The 18,243-nt window shown below is 47.7% G+C and carries 20 protein-coding genes; 14 read left to right on the forward strand and 6 right to left on the reverse strand.

The features are described from left to right. Positions 1-14: 14 nt before the first annotated feature. Together D1B31_RS07315 and D1B31_RS07320 are read left to right on the forward strand one after the other, a co-directional pair. Complete coding sequence (locus D1B31_RS07315) at positions 15-1,010, forward strand: Gfo/Idh/MocA family protein (protein ID WP_118920325.1); 996 nt, start codon at positions 15-17, stop codon at positions 1,008-1,010. Between the two features lie 279 nt (positions 1,011-1,289). Next, on the forward strand, positions 1,290-2,306 hold the full coding sequence (locus D1B31_RS07320) for a 4Fe-4S binding protein (RefSeq protein WP_118920110.1): 1,017 nt from the start codon (positions 1,290-1,292) through the stop codon (positions 2,304-2,306). 120 nt (positions 2,307-2,426) lie between these two features. Here D1B31_RS07320 and D1B31_RS07325 read toward each other — a convergent pair whose 3' ends face one another. Both D1B31_RS07325 and D1B31_RS07330 read right to left on the reverse strand, forming a co-directional pair. Beyond that, entirely contained in the window at positions 2,427-3,464 is a 1,038-nt protein-coding gene (locus D1B31_RS07325; RefSeq protein WP_158587489.1) for a GGDEF domain-containing protein, read from the reverse strand. A 201-nt stretch (positions 3,465-3,665) separates the two neighbouring features. After that, positions 3,666-3,920, reverse strand: coding sequence for a hypothetical protein (locus D1B31_RS07330; protein WP_118920112.1), 255 nt, complete (start codon positions 3,918-3,920; stop codon positions 3,666-3,668). A 234-nt stretch (positions 3,921-4,154) separates the two neighbouring features. Here D1B31_RS07330 and D1B31_RS07335 point away from each other — a divergent pair, with 234 nt between their 5' ends. The 3 genes from D1B31_RS07335 (at position 4,155) to D1B31_RS25025 (ending at position 7,152) form a co-directional block, all read left to right on the forward strand. Further along, positions 4,155-5,360, forward strand: coding sequence for a DEAD/DEAH box helicase (locus D1B31_RS07335; RefSeq protein ID WP_118920113.1), 1,206 nt, complete (start codon positions 4,155-4,157; stop codon positions 5,358-5,360). 113 nt (positions 5,361-5,473) lie between these two features. After that, a complete protein-coding gene (locus D1B31_RS07340; protein WP_118920114.1) occupies positions 5,474-6,961 on the forward strand; it encodes an amidase family protein in 1,488 nt (495 codons plus the stop codon). Between the two features lie 56 nt (positions 6,962-7,017). Further along, positions 7,018-7,152, forward strand: coding sequence for a hypothetical protein (locus D1B31_RS25025; RefSeq protein ID WP_275670706.1), 135 nt, complete (start codon positions 7,018-7,020; stop codon positions 7,150-7,152). A gap of 349 nt (positions 7,153-7,501) precedes the next feature. On the opposite strand, the gene D1B31_RS07345 is transcribed toward D1B31_RS25025, so the two are convergent. Then, the gene (locus D1B31_RS07345) at positions 7,502-9,013 is read right to left on the reverse strand and encodes an FAD-dependent oxidoreductase (RefSeq protein WP_118920115.1); all 1,512 of its coding nucleotides are present in this window, start codon (positions 9,011-9,013) and stop codon (positions 7,502-7,504) included. Between the two features lie 137 nt (positions 9,014-9,150). Further along, a complete protein-coding gene (locus tag D1B31_RS07350; RefSeq protein WP_118920116.1) occupies positions 9,151-9,339 on the reverse strand; it encodes a hypothetical protein in 189 nt (62 codons plus the stop codon). A 131-nt stretch (positions 9,340-9,470) separates the two neighbouring features. On the opposite strand from D1B31_RS07350, the gene D1B31_RS07355 reads away from it, so the two are divergent. Together D1B31_RS07355 and D1B31_RS07360 are read left to right on the forward strand one after the other, a co-directional pair. Continuing rightward, positions 9,471-10,619 (forward strand): trans-sulfuration enzyme family protein, encoded by a 1,149-nt coding sequence (locus D1B31_RS07355; RefSeq protein WP_118920117.1) that lies wholly within the window; start codon positions 9,471-9,473, stop codon positions 10,617-10,619. 170 nt (positions 10,620-10,789) lie between these two features. Then, positions 10,790-11,524 carry a CBS domain-containing protein gene (locus D1B31_RS07360; protein ID WP_118920118.1) on the forward strand — a complete coding sequence of 245 codons (735 nt, stop codon included), beginning with the start codon at positions 10,790-10,792 and terminating at the stop codon, positions 11,522-11,524. 381 nt (positions 11,525-11,905) lie between these two features. Here the strand turns inward: D1B31_RS07360 and D1B31_RS07365 are convergent, their stop codons facing one another. Further along, positions 11,906-12,322 carry a DUF1360 domain-containing protein gene (locus tag D1B31_RS07365; RefSeq protein WP_118920119.1) on the reverse strand — a complete coding sequence of 139 codons (417 nt, stop codon included), beginning with the start codon at positions 12,320-12,322 and terminating at the stop codon, positions 11,906-11,908. A gap of 161 nt (positions 12,323-12,483) precedes the next feature. Between D1B31_RS07365 and safA the strand changes: the two genes are divergently transcribed. From safA to D1B31_RS24175, 7 genes are all read left to right on the forward strand, one after another. Next, the gene (gene safA, locus D1B31_RS07370) at positions 12,484-13,095 is read left to right on the forward strand and encodes a SafA/ExsA family spore coat assembly protein (RefSeq protein ID WP_118920120.1); all 612 of its coding nucleotides are present in this window, start codon (positions 12,484-12,486) and stop codon (positions 13,093-13,095) included. A 180-nt stretch (positions 13,096-13,275) separates the two neighbouring features. Further along, positions 13,276-13,638: a lmo0954 family membrane protein gene (locus D1B31_RS07375; protein ID WP_118920121.1), complete on the forward strand. Its 363-nt coding sequence runs from the start codon at positions 13,276-13,278 to the stop codon at positions 13,636-13,638. Between the two features lie 20 nt (positions 13,639-13,658). Beyond that, positions 13,659-14,303: a PspA/IM30 family protein gene (locus tag D1B31_RS07380; RefSeq protein ID WP_118920326.1), complete on the forward strand. Its 645-nt coding sequence runs from the start codon at positions 13,659-13,661 to the stop codon at positions 14,301-14,303. A gap of 156 nt (positions 14,304-14,459) precedes the next feature. Next, entirely contained in the window at positions 14,460-15,194 is a 735-nt protein-coding gene (gene liaF / locus D1B31_RS07385; RefSeq protein ID WP_118920122.1) for a cell wall-active antibiotics response protein LiaF, read from the forward strand. Further along, positions 15,191-16,237 carry a sensor histidine kinase gene (locus D1B31_RS07390; protein WP_118920123.1) on the forward strand — a complete coding sequence of 349 codons (1,047 nt, stop codon included), beginning with the start codon at positions 15,191-15,193 and terminating at the stop codon, positions 16,235-16,237. The genes liaF and D1B31_RS07390 overlap by 4 nt, the downstream gene beginning before the upstream one ends. After that, positions 16,230-16,862, forward strand: coding sequence for a response regulator transcription factor (locus D1B31_RS07395; protein ID WP_118920124.1), 633 nt, complete (start codon positions 16,230-16,232; stop codon positions 16,860-16,862). The genes D1B31_RS07390 and D1B31_RS07395 overlap by 8 nt, the downstream gene beginning before the upstream one ends. A 63-nt stretch (positions 16,863-16,925) precedes the next feature. Next, on the forward strand, positions 16,926-17,066 hold the full coding sequence (locus D1B31_RS24175) for a hypothetical protein (protein ID WP_158587490.1): 141 nt from the start codon (positions 16,926-16,928) through the stop codon (positions 17,064-17,066). Positions 17,067-17,496: 430 nt separating this feature from the next. Here the strand turns inward: D1B31_RS24175 and D1B31_RS07400 are convergent, their stop codons facing one another. Then, a complete protein-coding gene (locus D1B31_RS07400; RefSeq protein ID WP_118920125.1) occupies positions 17,497-18,216 on the reverse strand; it encodes a TrkA C-terminal domain-containing protein in 720 nt (239 codons plus the stop codon). Positions 18,217-18,243: the final 27 nt, after the last annotated feature.

Consider the following 18,243-nt stretch of genomic DNA (forward strand, 5'->3'; position numbering starts at 1 on the left):
GGTAGGGTTATATGATTAAATTTGGCACAGTCGGCACCAGTTGGATTACAGCAGCTTTTATATCCGCGGCAAGGCTTAGCGGAAAAATGGAATTGAAGGCAGTTTACTCCCGTTCACCTGAAAAAGCCGGAAAGTTCGCGGAGGAAAACAAAGCTCCGTTGATTTTTACAGACCTTGAAGAAATGGCGGCAAGCCCGGAAATCGATGCAGTATACATAGCATCGCCGAACTCGCTTCACTACGAGCAGGCCATTCTTTTTTTGCAAAATAAAAAACATGTTTTCTGCGAGAAGCCAATCTTTTCAAATGTGAAGGAACTTGATCAGGCGTTCAGGGTAGCCGAAGAAAATGGCGTCTTTCTTTTCGAGGCGATCCGCAATATCCATTCGCCGAACCTTAAGGTGTTAAAGCGGGAACTCGGCAGGGCGGGAACGCTGAGAAGCGCTTTCCTTACCTACATGTCATATTCATCCCGCTATGACCTTGTTTTAAAAGGCGAAGAACCAAATATCTTCTCGGCAAAATTCTCCGGGGGCGCCCTCGCAGACCTTGGCGTCTATCCGCTTTCTTTAGCCGTTTCTCTTTTTGGCAAGCCAGAAGGCGTCACGTATTCACCAGTCATCCTGCCTACCGGCGTCGATGGCTCTGGTACTCTCGTTCTCACTTACCCGGGTTTCGTCTGTACGATTATGTGCTCTAAAATTTCAGATTCAACCGTTCCGTGTGAAATTCATGGTGAAAAAGGGACCTTCATTATTGGGGACGCGGCACCCATTTCGTCCGTTACGTTTCATGATAGCCGCACAAAGGAGCGGGAAGAACTTGGGGTCGATCAGGAAGAACAGGACATGATGTATGAGGCGGTTGAATTCGCCCGGATTATTAATGAGGGGGACCGTCCAGCCTATGATGAGCTTAAACGGTTAAGCCGAATTGTTGTGGAGACAACTGAACAAGCGCGACTAGAGAGCGGAATTCTTTTTGAAAGTGATAAGAAGGGGCTGGATTGAAGAGGGCTTAGTGCATGAGGGCTTGGCTTGTGAGTGGTCGTTCGATGACTAAGTGCGCCTTTATTAACCGAAAGCAGTTGCCGTTCGGTCGCTAAGTCTTCCTTTTGCGCCCGTCGAACGCACAGACAGTTGCTGCTTCCGATTACAAAAGCCGCCAATCATAGCGGGAAGTCTGTCTGTGACAGTTTTCCGACAATGTTTAGTATGTTATCTATATCACATACTTGCCCGTTTCGTTTCTCTATAGTGAATATATAGGAATGAAACGGAGGGATTTGTATGGCTGTGCTGAAAAAGTATTATAAGCGAGTGAAACGGCATCCGATTCAGTACACCCGGATGGCTGTCCAGATTGTGTTTGCGCTATTTCTCCTGTTTATTGGAGTGCGTTTTTACCAGTTTTATATGCATTTCAACACGATGGGGCTGGACCCATTGGTGCCCAGGCCGCCAGCGGTTGAAGGCTTCCTGCCAATCAGCGCGCTCGTTGCTTTAAAGGTTTGGATCACAACTGGCATTTTTGACCCGATTCATCCGGCCGGACTTGCGTTGTTTACCTTTTTTATTGCTTCGGGGTTCATTTTCCGAAAAGCATTTTGTGGCTGGATGTGCCCAATCGGCACACTGAGTGAATGGATTGGCCGTCTTGGCAAAAAGCTATTCAAATGGAATTTCGACGTACCAAAATGGCTGAAATGGATTTTGACGCCAATTAAATATTTGTTGTTATTCCTTTTTCTTTTCATGGTTTTGACTATGCCGACTATGGGTGCGATCGACTTTATGGCCGGAAATTACAACAAGGTTTCCGATGTGAAAATGATGCTTTTCTTCCTGAACGTCGGTGGCATTGGGCTGACAGTCATCCTCGTTTTAGTTGTCCTGTCACTGTTCGTGAAAAATTTCTGGTGCCGCTTTTTATGCCCGTATGGCGCCCTGATCGGCTTGGGATCCGTTTTTGGCATCACAAAAATCAGGCGGAATGCGGATACATGCATTGACTGCAATGCCTGCACAAAGGTGTGCCCGCAGCGGATTACCGTTTCCAAAGTGAAGACCGTCAAAACACCTGACTGTACTGCCTGCATGTCCTGTGTGGAAGTGTGCCCGGTCAAAGATACACTGAACATGACCGTTGCAACAAAGAAAGTCAACAAATGGGTCATCCCGGCCGCTTTTTTCGCAACCTTCTTCATCGTGATTGCTATCGCCAAACTAACCGGCAACTGGCACACAATGATTACCTATGAAGAATGGCGGCACCTCATCCCCAACGTCTACAACGTCGGCCACTAAGAAAAAAACAAAGCCTGCCCGGATTTTCGGGGAGGCTTTGATTATGAAGCAGGTATGAAGCAGGGACGGTTCCGCTGCTTCTTTCGGGAACCGAAAGAAGCACTGGAACCGTCCCCTACCTCAGCAAACCCGGTCTCTGCCGAGTTTTTTTGCTAGGTAAAGTTGTTTGTCGGCTTCTTCGATGGTTTCTTTCAGGTGAGAGAGGTCTGTCAGTTCTGCGACTCCGATGGATAGGGACAAGGTGATGGGCATAATCCCGACCCCTGCGGAGGTTGGGTTCTCCCTAACGCCTTTACGAATGGATTCAAGCTCTTGGCGGACGGTCAAGATGCGTTCGGCAGCCATGAACACGATAAACTCATCTCCCCCCCAGCGGGCAATGAACATATCTTTTTTGCAATATGTCAAAAGAATTTTGCCGACATTCTTGATGGCGGCGTCCCCAACCTGGTGGCCGAGTGTATCATTAATTCCTTTAAAATGATCGATATCAATCATTGCAATGAACATCCGTTTTCCTTCGGGGCTGAACTGTTCAAGCTTGGTATCGAACTTGCGCATGTTGTAAAGTCCGGTTAGCGGGTCGCGTTCAGCGAAAAACTGCTGTGTCTTTAATGTATCCAAATGGCGCCTGCCAGTTAAGGCGAAAAAATACATAATGAGAAACGCGGATAACAGCGCCCCTAAATGAATGAGTGCAACTCCATCTGGTACCGCGAGTCTGATTTTTGCAGGGAGGAGATCAGAAACAAGCCAGGAAACGGTAATGCATCCTAACAGAATCACGAGGATATGTTTCTTGTCGCGCCAGGTAAAAGCAATTAATGAAAGAATAGATGGAATAATAATTCCAAATATGGTTCCATGCACAGCAGTAGGACCGCCAAGGCCAAGCCGGTACAGGGAAGAGATGACGATGACCGGTAAAACGTATTTCCAGCTATGAAAAACCCCCAGTAGGATGATTGGGATCATTCGTAAATCGACCCGGTGACCATCGCTCATATATGAAAAATGGAACATTGAAATGATAGAAGCTGTTACGATTAAAATATGGATGACAGGCTGAAAAGCCTTGTTTATTTTATTTTCATGGATTAAGTAATAAGAAGTATTAATGCTTAAATGCATCAGCAGCATAATACCAAGATTGGCCAAAAAAGACTGAAGAATAGTGACCCCTCCATTCGATAAAATTATTATAATGGAAAGCTGAATGGAAATAAGCTTTATCTTTGGTGAAAGCTGTGACATCTTCGTGAATATTTGCCCGATGCTAATGGTTGAGTGACAAAATCAATAGTGAAGGTGGAATTGAAGAGGAGCGAAAATAAAAACCAGCCCTTTGTGAAAGGCTGGTTAAACGACTCTCTTTCGGAATACAAGCCAGTAGGAGGCGATGCCGCCAATAATTACTATTCCAGCGAGTCCGGGGAGGATGTAGGCTTTGATGCCGACAGGAGAATCCGTTTCTGCATTTCCTGTTTGCTTCGGCGTTTCCTTACTCGCGGCAGCGGCGGCCTCTTGTGAAAAACCTATCGTTGATGGTGCAATTGCTTTATTAGATAAAAATAGGAACAACAGTCCTACAACAATTAGAATTTTCTTTAACATTGTTTTCAACTCCGATATGGTAATATCGTACGTAATTTATTTTATCATCGAAGGACGTGGAGAAGGCGTTCTCCTCTGCAATGTTCACAATAGTGTCATATTTGCTTTGACAAAACCGACAAATTTAGTTTTTTGAAGCCTCCACCGTTTACGGTGGGAGTTTCGAAGTGTGAATGGATTTATCATTGGGAAATCCTTATAATAAAAACAATTGAGACTAAGAAGGAGCAAATGATGCTGAACATAAACGAAACATTCAAGCCTTTTATACAAGATGGTTGGAAAAAATCAGGTTTTAACAGGCCGACAGCCATCCAAGAAGCGGCGATCCCGGTTATTTTAGAAGGCCGTGACCTCATCGCCGAGTCGCCGACCGGTACCGGAAAAACACTGGCGTATCTTTTGCCGGTACTCCAGAAAATCGACAGCTCTAGCCAGGCACTTCAAGCAGTTGTACTCGCCTCGAGCCAGGAGCTGATCATGCAGGTTTTCGGGGAATTCCAAAAGTGGTCGGAAGGAAGCGGGATCCGCGGCGCCTCGTTTATTGGCGGGGCAAACGTAAAACGGCAGCTGGAGAAGCTGAAAAAGAAGCCCCACATTATCTTCGGGACTCCCGGCAGGCTGAACGAGCTAATCAAGCAGAAAAAAATAAAGATGCACGAAGTAAAAACAATCGTCCTTGATGAAGGCGATCAATTGCTCGTCCGTGAACATTTCGGGCCAGTCCTTGATATTGTCAAGTCAGCCCTTAAAGAACGCCAGGTTGTCCTTTTCTCTGCAACAATGAAGCCAGAGACCGAACAGCTTGCGAAAAATCTGACTGAGAATCCTGAAACCATCCGGATCACGAAGGATGAGACGTTCGAAGAAGGGAAGGTTGAGCATATTTACTTCCTTTGCGAACCGCGGGAGAAAATGCTAATGCTCGAAAAAGTCGCCCGGCTGAACGGGGTTAAAGCGCTCGCCTTTATTAATGATATTACGGAAATCCCAGTCATTGCAGCGAAGCTCCAGTTCAAGGATTTAGCAGTCAGTCTGCTCCACAGCGAGCTTGGCAAAATGGAACGCCAAAGGGCTGTCCAGGATTTCCGTGACGGCAAGCTCAGGATGCTGATCGCAACTGATGTAGCCGCGAGGGGACTTGATATCGAAGGTGTGACCCATGTCGTTCATGTTGATTTTCCGCGTGATATTGATCAGTACATCCATCGGTCAGGCCGGACAGGAAGGATGGGGGACGATGGGATCGTCATTTCGCTTGTCACGAACCGCGAAGAGCGTGAGCTGAAGGCTTTTGCCCGTAAGCTGAATGTACCTGTTGAAAAAAGGATTTTCTATAAAGGAACCATTGCGGTTGAAGACATAAGAAAGCTGGAGCGTGGTCCTGAGTGGAAGGGCAGTAAAGGAAAAAGGAGCCCGAAAACCGGCAAAATAAAATAAATTGACTAAAGCCCCGGGGTCACACCCGGGGTGTATTTTTTGGAAAAAAGGATTTCAACGCCTCCATCTAGAATTTTGATTAGTGTACCAGCAAACGGAATGGGGGCTTTATTTTGCAAAATCCTAAATTAAAGCATTTGCACGATACTTGGCTAGAGGAAGCAACAATTGCGGACATGCAGGGAAAAATGGAACAAGGCGAGCTCACCGCAAAAGAGCTTGTCCTGATGTACCTGTACCGGATTTCGCAGTTTGACAGAAAAGGTCCTGAATTGAAATCGGTTCTCGAAATCAACCCGGACGCCATCCAAATCGCGGCTGCGCTGGATGCCGAGCGGGAAGTGAAGGGTGCGCGGGGGCCGCTGCACGGCATTCCGGTTCTTCTGAAAGACAACATTGACACTGGGGATAAAATGCATACGAGCGCGGGCTCAAAGGCGTTGGCGGATTCCTACTCTCCGGCCGATTCCGAAGTGGCGAGGAAACTCCGTGAAGCAGGGGCTGTCATTTTAGGCAAAACAAACATGACCGAGTGGGCAAATTTTATGGCCATTGGCATGAAAAGCGGTTATAGCTCAAGGGGTGGCCAGACCTTGAATCCATACGGACCGGGCAAGTTTGATGTTGGCGGCTCGAGTTCAGGTTCTGGTGCAGCGATTGCTGCCAATTTCGCGGCAGTCGCTGTTGGAACCGAAACCTCGGGGTCAATTTTGGATCCGTCCGCGCAAAACGCACTGGTCGGAATTAAGCCAACGGTCGGACTCATCAGCAGACGAGGGATCATTCCGATCGCCCATACCCAGGATACGGCTGGACCGATGGCGCGGACAGTGACGGATGCTGCCATTTTACTCACAGCATTGGCGGGAGAGGACCCGCGGGATCCGGCGACTTCGGCGAGCCGGCTTTTAGGCTTCAATTTCACAGTCTTTTTGGAAAAATGCCTTTCCGGCAAAAGGCTTGGAGTGGCAAGGGAACATTATTTTGCTGAGGCAGGAGAGATGAGAGCGGCGGTCGTTGAGCAGGCAATTGAAAAGCTTCGGGAACTCGGCGCCGAAATCATTGACATTTCAATTCCTTCGGCAAAAAGGCAATGGGACTGGGAAGTGCTTACTTTCGAATTCAAAGCAGGCGTGAACGCTTACCTGAATGGGTTGGGGCCTTCCGCAAAGGTCCGCTCACTTGCTGACGTCATCCAGTTCAACAAGGAAAATGAAGCGGAAATGCTCAAATATGGCCAAGAGGTTCTGATTGGGTCAGAAGCGACGAGCGGAGGGCTTTATGAAGAAGCTTACGTTCGGTCACTCGAATTTAATGAATACCACGCGAAAGAAAACGGCATTGATTGCGTATTGAATGAATACAATCTCGATGCGATTATTTTCCCACATACTGAAGGTGCGGATATTTCAGCAAGGGCCGGCTACCCCTCAGTTGTTGTGCCCGCCGGCTACACGGAGGAAGGGGAGCCCGTCGGCATCACGTTCGCCGGCACGGCTTGGAGCGAGCCAGATCTAATCCAGCTGGCGTATGCCTTCGAACAAGAAACCAAATATAGGAAAACCCCCGATCTTGGCAAAAAGCAAAACTTGCCTGGATGAACAAATAGCCGTAAGCCTAAACTAAGAACACTTCCTGACAAAGGAGATGTTTTACGATGGGCAGAAAGAAACTCGGCAACCGAAACGCGCAAGTTAACAATAATAAAAAGTTCGGGAAAACAAGCTCCGAGCTAGTCAAATTTACGACCGGCCAGGACGAGCTGATCCGCAACCGCCCGAATGATGATTGAAGAGAGAAGCAGCTGCACTTTTCGGAGTGCAGCTGTTTCTTTATTCGATTTTAGGGATGGAAAAGTGCTGCATTACCCATATAAAAAAGGCGGTAAAATATGTTGGGACAGTAGCCCAGAATTCTTGGCCCGACTGTCCCAAGATGCCTAATGTTGGGACAGTAATCCAGAATTCTTGGCCCCAACTGTCTCAAGATACCCTATGTTGGGACAGAAACCCGGTATTCTTGGCCCCAACTGTCCCAAGATGCCCTTTGTTGGGACAGAAACCTGGTATTCTTGACCCCAACTGTCCAAAGTTGCCTAATGGTAGGACAACAACCCTTGAATTTGCCCCAGTGAGAATTGCCTACCCTTCCAGCTTCTTAAGCGACTCAATCGCCGGCCCTTCGACGACATCGCCGCCGTATGAGAACCGCGAACCGTGGCACGGGCAGTCCCATGTCTTTTCGGCATTATTCCATTCGCACTCACAGCCAAGATGGGTGCAGGTCGTATCAACTAAATACAACTTCCCGGTTTCATCCTTATACCCGCCGGCGCGCTTCCCATCCACAAGCACAACGCCACCTTCACCAACAGCAAGATCTCCAGGAAACTTCGGAATGTACTCAAGCTTACCTTTCACAAGATGGCCGGCCACTTCCGCATTGAAGGTTACCGCTTTCTTCAGCGAGGGATCAAGCTCAAACCTGGATGGATGGTAAAGATCTTTATAAGGGCTTTCGCGGTTCAGCACATAGTCGGTTAAAATGTGGCCCGCAAGCGTACTCGTCGTCATCCCCCACTTTTTGTAGCCTGTCGCAACGAGAATTGTTTCCTCATCATCCTTCAAGGGCCCGATATACGGCAGTTTATCGAGTGTATCCATATCCTGAGCAGACCAGCGGTACGTATAGTCCCCGTTCCCAAAAACATTCTCAGTGAAATCCGCCAATGCTTGATAATGCTTTTCCGTATCTTCATTTTTGCCGGTCCGGTGGTTCTCTCCGCCGATTACCAGCAAATTCTCGCCATTATGCGGTGTATAGCGAATCGACCGTGTCGGCGAGTCTGCGCTAATGTACATGCCGCCCGGGTACTCCTTGTCCGATTTCACACCAATTGCATAAGAACGGGAGGCATACATCCTCGCGAAAAACAGCCCTCTTTTATCAAAAAATGGCCAGTGCGAAGCGATGATCACATGCCCGCAGGAAACTTTCTGTCCATCCTTCGTATGCAGGACCGTGCCGCCTTCGACCGTGATGTCCTTCGCCGTCGTGTTTTCATACACCTGGCACCCGGCATCCACGGCCTTTTTCAAAAGAGCACGCAAATATTTCAGCGGATGGAACTGGCTTTGGTCCTTCATCACGAGCGCATTTTTCACTTCGATCGGAAAAGGAATGCTGCTTTTAAGCTCGCTTGGGATTCCTAGTTTTTTGTAAGCTTCTGCCTCGGTCTCGATTTTTTGCTTGTATTCATCTGTCACCGAATAAATGACCGCGTCCTGGTCGCTAAAGTCACAATCGATGTTTTCCTCGTTGACCGTCCGGCGGATGAATCCAAGTGCATCAATATGGGACTCGTAATAAAGCTTTGCGTTCTCCTCACCGAAGTGGCTGATCAGCTCATCGTATAGGAGCCCGTGCTGGGCGGTGATCTTCGCGGTCGTATGTCCGGTTGTCCCGTTCAAGACGCTGCCTGCCTCAAAGAGTGCGACCTTTTTGCCTTGCTGTGTCAGCAGGTAGGCCGCGGTAATTCCGGTCATCCCCGCGCCGACAATCGCGACATCGACTGAAAGGTCTCCATCAAGCTTGCTGAACTTCGGTAGGTCAATTTCCCGCCAATAGGATCTTGGATACTTTTGTCCGTTCATGCTATTCCTCCTAATCAGGCTAAATTCATCTTTTGCAAAAACATGTTAAAGTTCACTATATTGTTCCCTGTTTAGGAAAAATAAATCTAAATTCCTGTAAGCAAAATGGCATTAAAAAAAGACCTCTTCATTTGAGGTCATTTTTCGCAGGAAAACGAGAAGTTGAGTGCGAGAAAACTGCTTTGCACCACTGGGCTTCCGCCAATTTCCAAGCATTTATCTGTTGCAAAATTGATTTCTTTGTAATTGAAATAAGATTGCGAGCCTGTTAAAAAAACGATTACGAAAGCTGCTACCGCAATTAGCCCGATCGTCTTCTTTTTCATGTGTCCAACCCCCTTATGGGATAGTGTATCATTTTCTCAAGCAGAAAAGTCGGAAAATTAGTTCGAGTACGTTGACGAGCTTCTTTTTGCCTGATATACTCACCCACATAATTAGGAAGAAGGTGGCTGAAGTGGCAAGGGAGTTTGAAACGAAAGTACTGCATGGGGATAAAATAGAAGGCAGGGAAATTGCCAGTAAGGTGACGCCGATTTACCAGACGTCCGCATTCACGTTTAAGGACCTGGATGAACTTGAAGGCTTTTATGAAGGCAACGGCCGTTATCTTTATTCGAGGGTCGGCAATCCAAATACGGACGAGCTTGGCGCGGCAGTGGCACGGTTAGAAGGTGCCCCGGCCGGAGTCGCTGCTTCGTCCGGACTGTCCGCCATTCTCGCCGGCGTGCTTGCGGTTGTCAAAAGTGGGGAGCATATTATCGCCGCCGATGACCTGTACGGCGGCAGTTTTCATATGCTCAAGGAAGAACTGAAGGATTTCGGCATTGAAACAACGTTTGTTTCTTTTACGGACCTTTCTCTTGTGGAAAAAGAAGTACGGGCCAATACCCGGCTCATTTATACGGAATCAATCACGAATCCGCTTCTACGCGTCGAGGATCTTGAGGCTGTCATTCATTTTGCAAAAAAACACGGCTTGCTTACGCTCGTTGACAATACGTTCGCAACGCCGCTCCATGTCCGGCCTTATGAGCTAGGGGCGGAACTTGTTGTCCACAGCGCGACAAAATATATCGGCGGTCACAGTGATGTCACGTCGGGAGTCGTTGTCGGCAGGGAGGATTTGATTGCGAGAGCGAGCGGGAAAATTGTAAACCTAGGCTCGAATTTAAGCCCGTTCGAAGCGTGGCTGACTGTCCGCGGGCTGAAGACCTTGGCGCTCCGGATGAAAGCCCAGTCCTCCAATGCCAGGAAACTCGCGCTGGCGCTTAAGGAAAATGCTGATGTCGAAAAGGTCTATCATCCATTTGAACATGGCGGGGAAGATGGCTTTGGCGCCATCGTTACGGTGGAGCTGACCGAAAAGGCCGATATAAATGATTTTTTCCGAGCCCTGTCATGGATTAAAATTGCTCCAACTTTGGCCGGCGTTGAAACAACGGTTTCCCATCCGGAAGTAACCTCCCATCGCGCCCTGTCCCCGGAAGCGCGCGCCGCACTTGGCATTAACCGCCAAGTTGTCCGAATTTCTGTCGGGATTGAACACGCCAGCGACATCATCATCCAGTTTGAGGCCGCGATCCGGGCATCTGTTGGTAAATAAGTAGAAGACTGCATCCGTTTTTTGTGAAACGGGTGTATTTTTTTTGCAAAAAATGCTCTTGAATAAAGAAACATCCCCCAATTGAATAAAGGGCCAGACAGGATGTTTCATGTTCCTCGCTACGTTGGTAAAGAAGGAGGAAGAAGTCGAAAATTCCAAGGAGGCAGCCAATGGCCGATAAACAAAAAGAGATTAAACGCATTAGGGAGAGGTCGGAGCGCTTTGAGGTGGCGTTCAACCAAATCCATGCTGAATTAAAAAAGCTCGAACAGAATGCGGAAACGGACCAGTTCCTCGAGCTCCTTCATAGAGTGAAAAATAGACATGCGCCGATTCGCCGTTATTTCGATGATTTGAAAAGCTATGCGAAGCTCCGTAATGCGCTCGTGCATGAAAAGAGCAGAAAGAATTTTTATATCGCTGAGCCCCACCCGGAAATAGTCGAGCAAATTGAAAGCATCGCCGAATTCCTGCGTGTTCCTCCGTCGATTTTGACGGTCGCCTCTAAGCCGGTGAAGACGTTTGAAGCGGACGAAGATGTAAAGGATGCACTGATGGAAATGGAGAAACATGAATTTACGCAATATCCGATTTATGAGGATGGCCGCTTCAAGTTTTTGATGACCGAAAGCGGGTTGAGGCGTTATTTTGCCAGCAAGCTGAAGGGGGCGAAGATTGACCTCGCCGGGCAAAAGCTGCGCGATGTCCAGAAGTATGAAAGAACGAATACAGTGAAAGTTGTTTCGCAGGGTATGAATATATTTGAACTGCAGGATTTGTACGACTCGCGCGCGGAGGAGGAAAATAAACTCGAAGCCGTTATTATTACCGAAAACGGCTCGCACAAGGAAAAGCCGATTGGCATCGTTTCGTCGTGGGATTTGATAAAAATGGATATGGATTAATGAAATGGCGGGTTTGTTCAACCCTGCCTTACTGCGTGTTGTTGCGATTCGGACTCTTGAGGCCTTAGAACCTTGTATAGAGTCCGAATCCTGGGCTAATTCGGACTCTTGGAGCTTTAAAGCCCGGTAGAAAGTCCGAATCCTATGCTTATTCGGACTCTTGGAGCCTTAAATCCTGGTATAGAGTCCGAATCCTGGGCTAATTCGGACTCTTGGAGCCTTAAAGCCCGGTAGAAAGTCCGAATCCTATGCTTATTCGGACTCTTGGAGCCTTAAATCCTGGTAGAGAGTCCGAATCCGACCGCTAGAGATTCAAAGAGTAAACACACTGTCCGAACGCTCCCCGGCTTTATTAAACTCGCCAGCGAAGGCGAGTTTTTCTCATCCCTTCGGATTCTCTTTTGGAGGGTCGGCGGCGGGGGCCTTGTCTTCGTGTTCCTTCGCGGAATAGTAGGCGACCTTTTTAACATTGACCCCAACAAACGTTTCAATGACAGACTGGCCGCCGGCGATGGCGAGGATCAGTGCAAGGACGAGGAACGGTTTTGGAAAAAGCAAATAGCCGCCACCGAGAAAAAGGGCGCTCCAAATGCCCGCGCACCAATAGCAATTGAGCAGGTAGCCAAACATATTCTTTGGTACGTCTTTCATTTCGCTGCCATGCGACGTCTCGACTTTTTTCTTTCGCATGAATGGCTTTCGGATGAATTCTGTGATTTTGTCAAAAACAATCAGGTGGGTCAGACGGTAACTGGCCAATATTAGGATAATCAGTTCCATCCAGGACAGGTTTTCCATAAAGCGCCTCCTACAATGCCTTCATCAAATAGTGTTTCCAAAACAAGGGAGCAAGTACCTATTCATTGTTTTCCCGCCGGAAAAAAGATTAATCGTTAAACGCCCAGCTCCCGGTATATTTTTGTAAAAAAAACACAATCTATCCCGAGGAGGCGATAATAATGAAAAAAGGATTCTTGTTTATTTTGCTGCTGGTAGTGACGTTTATCGTTTTGCCGACCATTTCCCATGCGCAGACCATCCATACGGTTGTACGAGGGGACACGCTCTGGAAAATTTCAGTGCGATATCACGTGGGCCTTACTGAGATCATCCGCGCGAATCCGCAGTTTAAAAACCCGAATTTGATTTATCCGGGCCAGAAGGTCACAATCCCATCCATCGGCGAAAAAAGTGTTGAGCAGCAGGTAATTAGCTTGACGAACCAGGAGCGCGCCAAGCACGGGCTCAAGCCGCTGACCCATGATTGGGAACTGTCGAGAGTGGCGAGGTATAAATCAATGGATATGAGGGACAAAAGCTATTTCTCCCATACGAGCCCTACATACGGATCCCCTTTTACAATGATGAAGAACTTCGGCATTGCATACAGGTCAGCTGGAGAGAACATCGCGGCCGGGCAAACAAGCGCTGCCGAGGTGGTTCGGGCTTGGATGAATTCACCGGGCCACAGGGCCAATATCCTTAATCAGGGCTATACCCGCATAGGCGTCGGCTATGCTGCCGGCGGGTCGCAGCGCCACTATTGGACGCAAATGTTCATTTCGAAATAAGGTTGTTTACAGCATCCGCTTATCCCAAGCGGATGCTTTATTTTTTTGCAAAATTGGCCCGCAATTAATCCCAGTCCCACCCCATCTCCGCCTCAGGTCTTAGTTGAAAATCTGTCTGGAGCACGTTATGGAAAAAACGCGCCAAAGGTAAGATAGAGACATGAAAGGAGAGGAAACGAAATGAAAAAATTTGGCTTACTCGTAGTGGGAGGGATCGCGGTGATGATCCTGTTATCCACAATCGGCCCGATCGCGGGAATGGTGATCAGCCTGGCGATTTTGTACTTTGTTATTAAGCAGTTTCTGAAAACTGACTCAACTGCGGCAAAAATTGGTCTTGCCATCATCGGTCTGATCGTCCTGGCTTCCGCGGCAAGCAACGCACCGGCACTCTTTGGAGTTGCGGCAGCCTATGTCTTGTATCTTGTGTATAAGAAATGGAACGAAACAAAGTACACAGAATCTGTTAGCGAAACTCACACTGAAAAAGATCCATTCGTCAATTTTGAAAAGCAATGGAATGAATTGCATAAAAACTATTAATCAAGGGAGAGGAAATGAAAATGGCAAATTTATTTATGAAACTTAAAAATACGGTTATGGCGGATTTGCATGAAGCGATCGATCAGAAGGAAAGGAAAAACCCGATTGCGATGCTGAATGAGTATTTGCGCCAGTGTGAAAAGGAAACGGAGAAGGTCAGAGATCTTGTCGAGCGGCAGCACGCGCTTAAGGATGAATTCGTCCGCGAATACAATCAGGCGAAAGAAATGGCTGAGAAGCGGAAGTATCAAGCTGATATTGCGGCAAAAGCTGGGGAGCTGGCATTGCAGGAGTTTGCGGAAAGGGAGCATCTGCATTTCTCAGACCGGGCGATCCGCCTCGAAGGAGCAATGGAACAGGCTGCACGCCAGTTGGCTGAATTGGAAGCCCGTTATGAAGAAATGAAGCACAAATTAAAGGATATGAATATCCGCCGTCTCGAACTGATGGGTCGGGAAAACATTAGCAGGGCCAACCATCGGATCAATCAGGTTGTAGAAGCAGGGGAATTGAAGTCGGATAACCGCTTTAGGGATATTGAAACGTATCTCGATAATGTCGAAAATGAGGTAAATAGTTCTTATTTCCGCAATACGATTGACGCGCGGATTGCCCAGCTTGAAAAAGAGTTCAAGAATCAGGACAGCCAGCAAAACGCGAATTAAACTGCTGCGTACTGCCCATGCTGATCGGGCCTGTGGCACGATACGATACCGGAGCTGGTCCAGATTTACATGAACATAAAGACAACCCTCGTCCTACATGCTATTCTAAAGAGGACGGGTAAACTTCAGACATAAGGCTTACAGGGAGGAAGAGAGATGGACAGAAAAATGACAGGAGATTATATGGGCTGGCTGATTTTTGGCGGCGGGATCATTCTCCTATTGGAGCTTGCTTTTTTCAATAGCGGTCTTATCTTTTCCCTCTTCCTTTCAGGAGCCATGATTTATATAGGCCGGAAAAAGTCGCCTTCCAAATTCGGAAGGTTCCTTTTCTGGATTGGGATTATCATCCTTGCGGCGAGCTTGTTGAATATGATGACCCTGAAGCTGATCCTGATTGGGATGCTGGTTCTGTTTTTTATTCAATTCATCCAGGCTAAACAAGCGCCGAAGCGAATTGCACCAACCATCCAGGTTTCGGAACAGGATGGCCCGGGCACGGAAATGGTGAGGACGAAGCCTCTTTTTGAAAACGTCCTGTTTGGCCAGCAAAAAACGCCTGAGCAAGTGTATGAGTGGAATGATATTAATATCCATGCAGGTCTTGGCGACACAGTCATTGACCTGAGCTACACCCTTTTCCCGAAAGGCGAGACAGTGATCTTTATTCGGAATTTCATCGGGAATATCCAGATTTTGGTGCCATATGAGATGGAAGTGAGCATTCATCACTCCGTTGTGGCGGGTTCGACTTCTGTGTTCGGCAATGAAGAATCGAAGGTCCTCAATCAGGTTTTCCAGCTAAAAACCGCTAATTATGACCAATCAGTCCAGAAGGTGAAAATTTTTACATCGGTGATTGTTGGGAACCTCGAGGTGAACCGGATATGAGCGCGATTCAAAGGCAAGTACTCTGGAGCCTCGGTTTTGCTTTCTTGTTGGCTGGTGTTAGTTCCGCGGCCTTCTTTGTCGTATTCCCGCTTGAGGAATGGTCATCCCTATGGCAAAAGGAACTAATGGGTATTCCGTTTATTATTTTTATTCCTGCATTCAGCGGGGCATTCGGTATTTTGTTCGGTTTAATTTCAGGTGTGTATTGGAAATCACAGTTCACGCTCATCGACCAGTCGCTCCGCCAAATTGAGGAAGGCCATCAAGCCGATTTGAGGGAAACGGGTTCGCTTTTTGAAATGAAGCAAATCCATGAACGGTTCCGCAAGCTCAATTGGCAAATCTCCGAAAAAGCGAAACTATCACAGCGTCTGGCGACTGAAAAGGCCGAGGACCAGGAAATGAGAATCCAGGAAATCATTTCACAAGAGCGGAACCGGCTGGCACGTGAGCTGCATGATTCAGTCAGCCAGCAATTATTTGCTGCTTCCATGCTCATGTCCGCAATAACGGAAATGAAAGAGGATGACGAAGGGACAGAAGCCAAGCAACTGAAGCTCGTTGAAGAAATGATTCACCAGTCACAGATTGAAATGAGGGCGCTCCTTCTTCACCTCCGGCCAGCCGCGCTGAAAGGCAAAACGCTGCAGGAAGGAATCGCGGATTTACTTGGCGAATTATCACAAAAGGTGATGATTGAAATCCATTGGAAGGCTGAGGATTTTGCGATGGACAAAGGGGTCGAGGACCATTTGTTCCGGATCCTCCAGGAGTCGGTATCAAATACACTTCGGCATGCAAAAGCAAATTCGCTGGACGTACTGCTCATTAAAAGAGACGGGCTAATCATCCTGCGCGTTGCCGATGACGGAGTCGGTTTTGACGAGGAAGACCGGAAAGCTGGCGCTTATGGCCTGCAAAATATGCATGAGCGGGCACTGGAAATAGGCGGCACAATGAAGATTGTTTCAGTGAAGAATAAAGGGACGCGGCTTGAAGTGAAGGTTCCGGCTGTGTCGAATGGGGATGGGGAAAATGATTAAAGTTGTGTTTGTCGATGACCACGAAATGGTTCGGATCGGGGTTTCTTCCTACCTGTCCGCCCAGCCGGATATCGAAGTGGTGGGCGAGGCCGACAATGGAAAACGCGGGGTCGAATTGGCACTTGAGCTCAAGCCGGACATTATCCTAATGGACCTTGTCATGAAGGAAATGGACGGGATTGAGGCCACCCGCCAGATCATTGAACAATGGCCCGAGGCAAAAATCATTATCGTCACAAGCTTCCTTGACGATGAAAAAGTGTACCCCGCTCTTGAAGCCGGGGCGACAAGCTACATGCTGAAAACTTCAAAGGCAAGTGAAATTGCCAACGCAGTCCGCGCTACATATAATGGCCAGTCGATTCTTGAGCCGGAAGTCACCGGCAAAATGATGTTGAAAATGCGCCAGAAAAAGGAACTGCTTCCCCATGAAGAACTGACTGAACGCGAAATGGAGATCCTCCTTTTAATGACAGAGGGCAAAACCAACCAGGAAATTGCCGATGAATGTTTTATTGCTTTAAAAACAGTAAAAACACATGTCAGCAATATCCTATCCAAGCTCCAGGTCCAGGACCGGACTCAAGCCGTCATTTATGCGTTTAAGCATCACTTGGCGAAGTAAGAGAAGCGTTTTTGGCGCGAATCGCGGTCTTGCGGGCCATTCAACCTGATATTATCCGAAGCTATGGCGCGAATCGCAGCCTTGCGCGCCATTAGACTGATATTATCCGAAGCTTTGGCGCGAATCGCAGCCTTGCGCGCCATTCAACCTGATATTATCCGAAGCTATGGCGCGAATCGCAGCCTTGCGCGCCATTCAAGCTGACTTTATCCGAGGCTTTGACGCGAATCGCAGCCTTGCGCGCCAATCAAGCTGACTTTATCCGAGGCTTTGGCGCGAATCGCAGCCTTGCACGCCATTCAAGCTGACTTTATCCGAATCTTTGGCGCGAATCGCAGCCTTGCGCGCCAATCAAGCTGACTTTATCCGAGGCTTTGGCGCGAATCGCAGCCTTGCACGCCATTCAAGCTGACTTTATCCGAATCTTTGGCGCGAATCGCAGCCTTAAATGAAAATTCCACAGCCTTTTCCGAAATCTCTGTCGCGAATTATTGACGAGCTTTTGAAACATAGGGTTCTGGTGCATCAAGTCCATGGACTTTGTCTTATAGCAAGCAGAAAAGGTTAAGTTTAACCTATATGATTGGAATGACTAGTCTTTTTGTTCGCTTAGAACGCGTCGGCACGTCGCCACTTATATCGTTTGTTGATTTCTCGCCTCCACTTTTTCTTCCAGCTTTTCTTTGTGGGCTTCAATCTCGTTGGCAAATTTACTTTGCAGGCATTCCTTGTCGCCGTAAAGGTAAAACATGTCCCCGGCTTGGATTTCTTCTTTATTTCGGTCATGGCGGATCATGACGTCGCCGCGCATAATAAACAAGACATTGATATCTTCTTCAGGCTTAATGATATCCCTTAGCATGCTGCCGATCAAATTGGACTCCTCGTGTACGTGGATTTCGATAAAATCATCCTCATCGTTTTGTAAAAGAACTTCCTTGATTGGCAATTCTTCAAGCTTGTAGCTTTGTTCCATTTCCTCATGCAGCCTTTTCTTGAGTTTTTTTTGCATGGAGGGGAGCCTTAAAACAAGCAGCAGCAAAAGAAGGAAACCTGCAACCAAACCAATTTCTTGCAGGTGAAAGTTTTTCTGCAAAATTCCGCTAATCGCAGAGATGATCACTGCAAGGGAAAAAGCACCGAACAGGATCAGGAAAGATCCAAGCCGCCTTCTGATCGGATGGGCGATAATCAACTCGGACTCACCGGTTGTAAATCCCGTACTCGTCAGCATGGACACAACCTGAAAGCGGGCAACCGGTTTTTCGAGCCCTGTCAATACAAATAAAGTTGTACATAGCTCGACGACGAGCAGGATAATGCCAATATAAATGAGGATAAATAAATAGCCCATCCGCGTATGCCTCCAAAAACTCGTTTC

Origin of the sequence: Neobacillus notoginsengisoli (genome assembly GCF_003515685.1) — a bacterium.
In the GTDB taxonomy this organism is placed as follows: Bacteria; Bacillota; Bacilli; order Bacillales; family Cytobacillaceae; genus Bacillus_D; species Bacillus_D notoginsengisoli.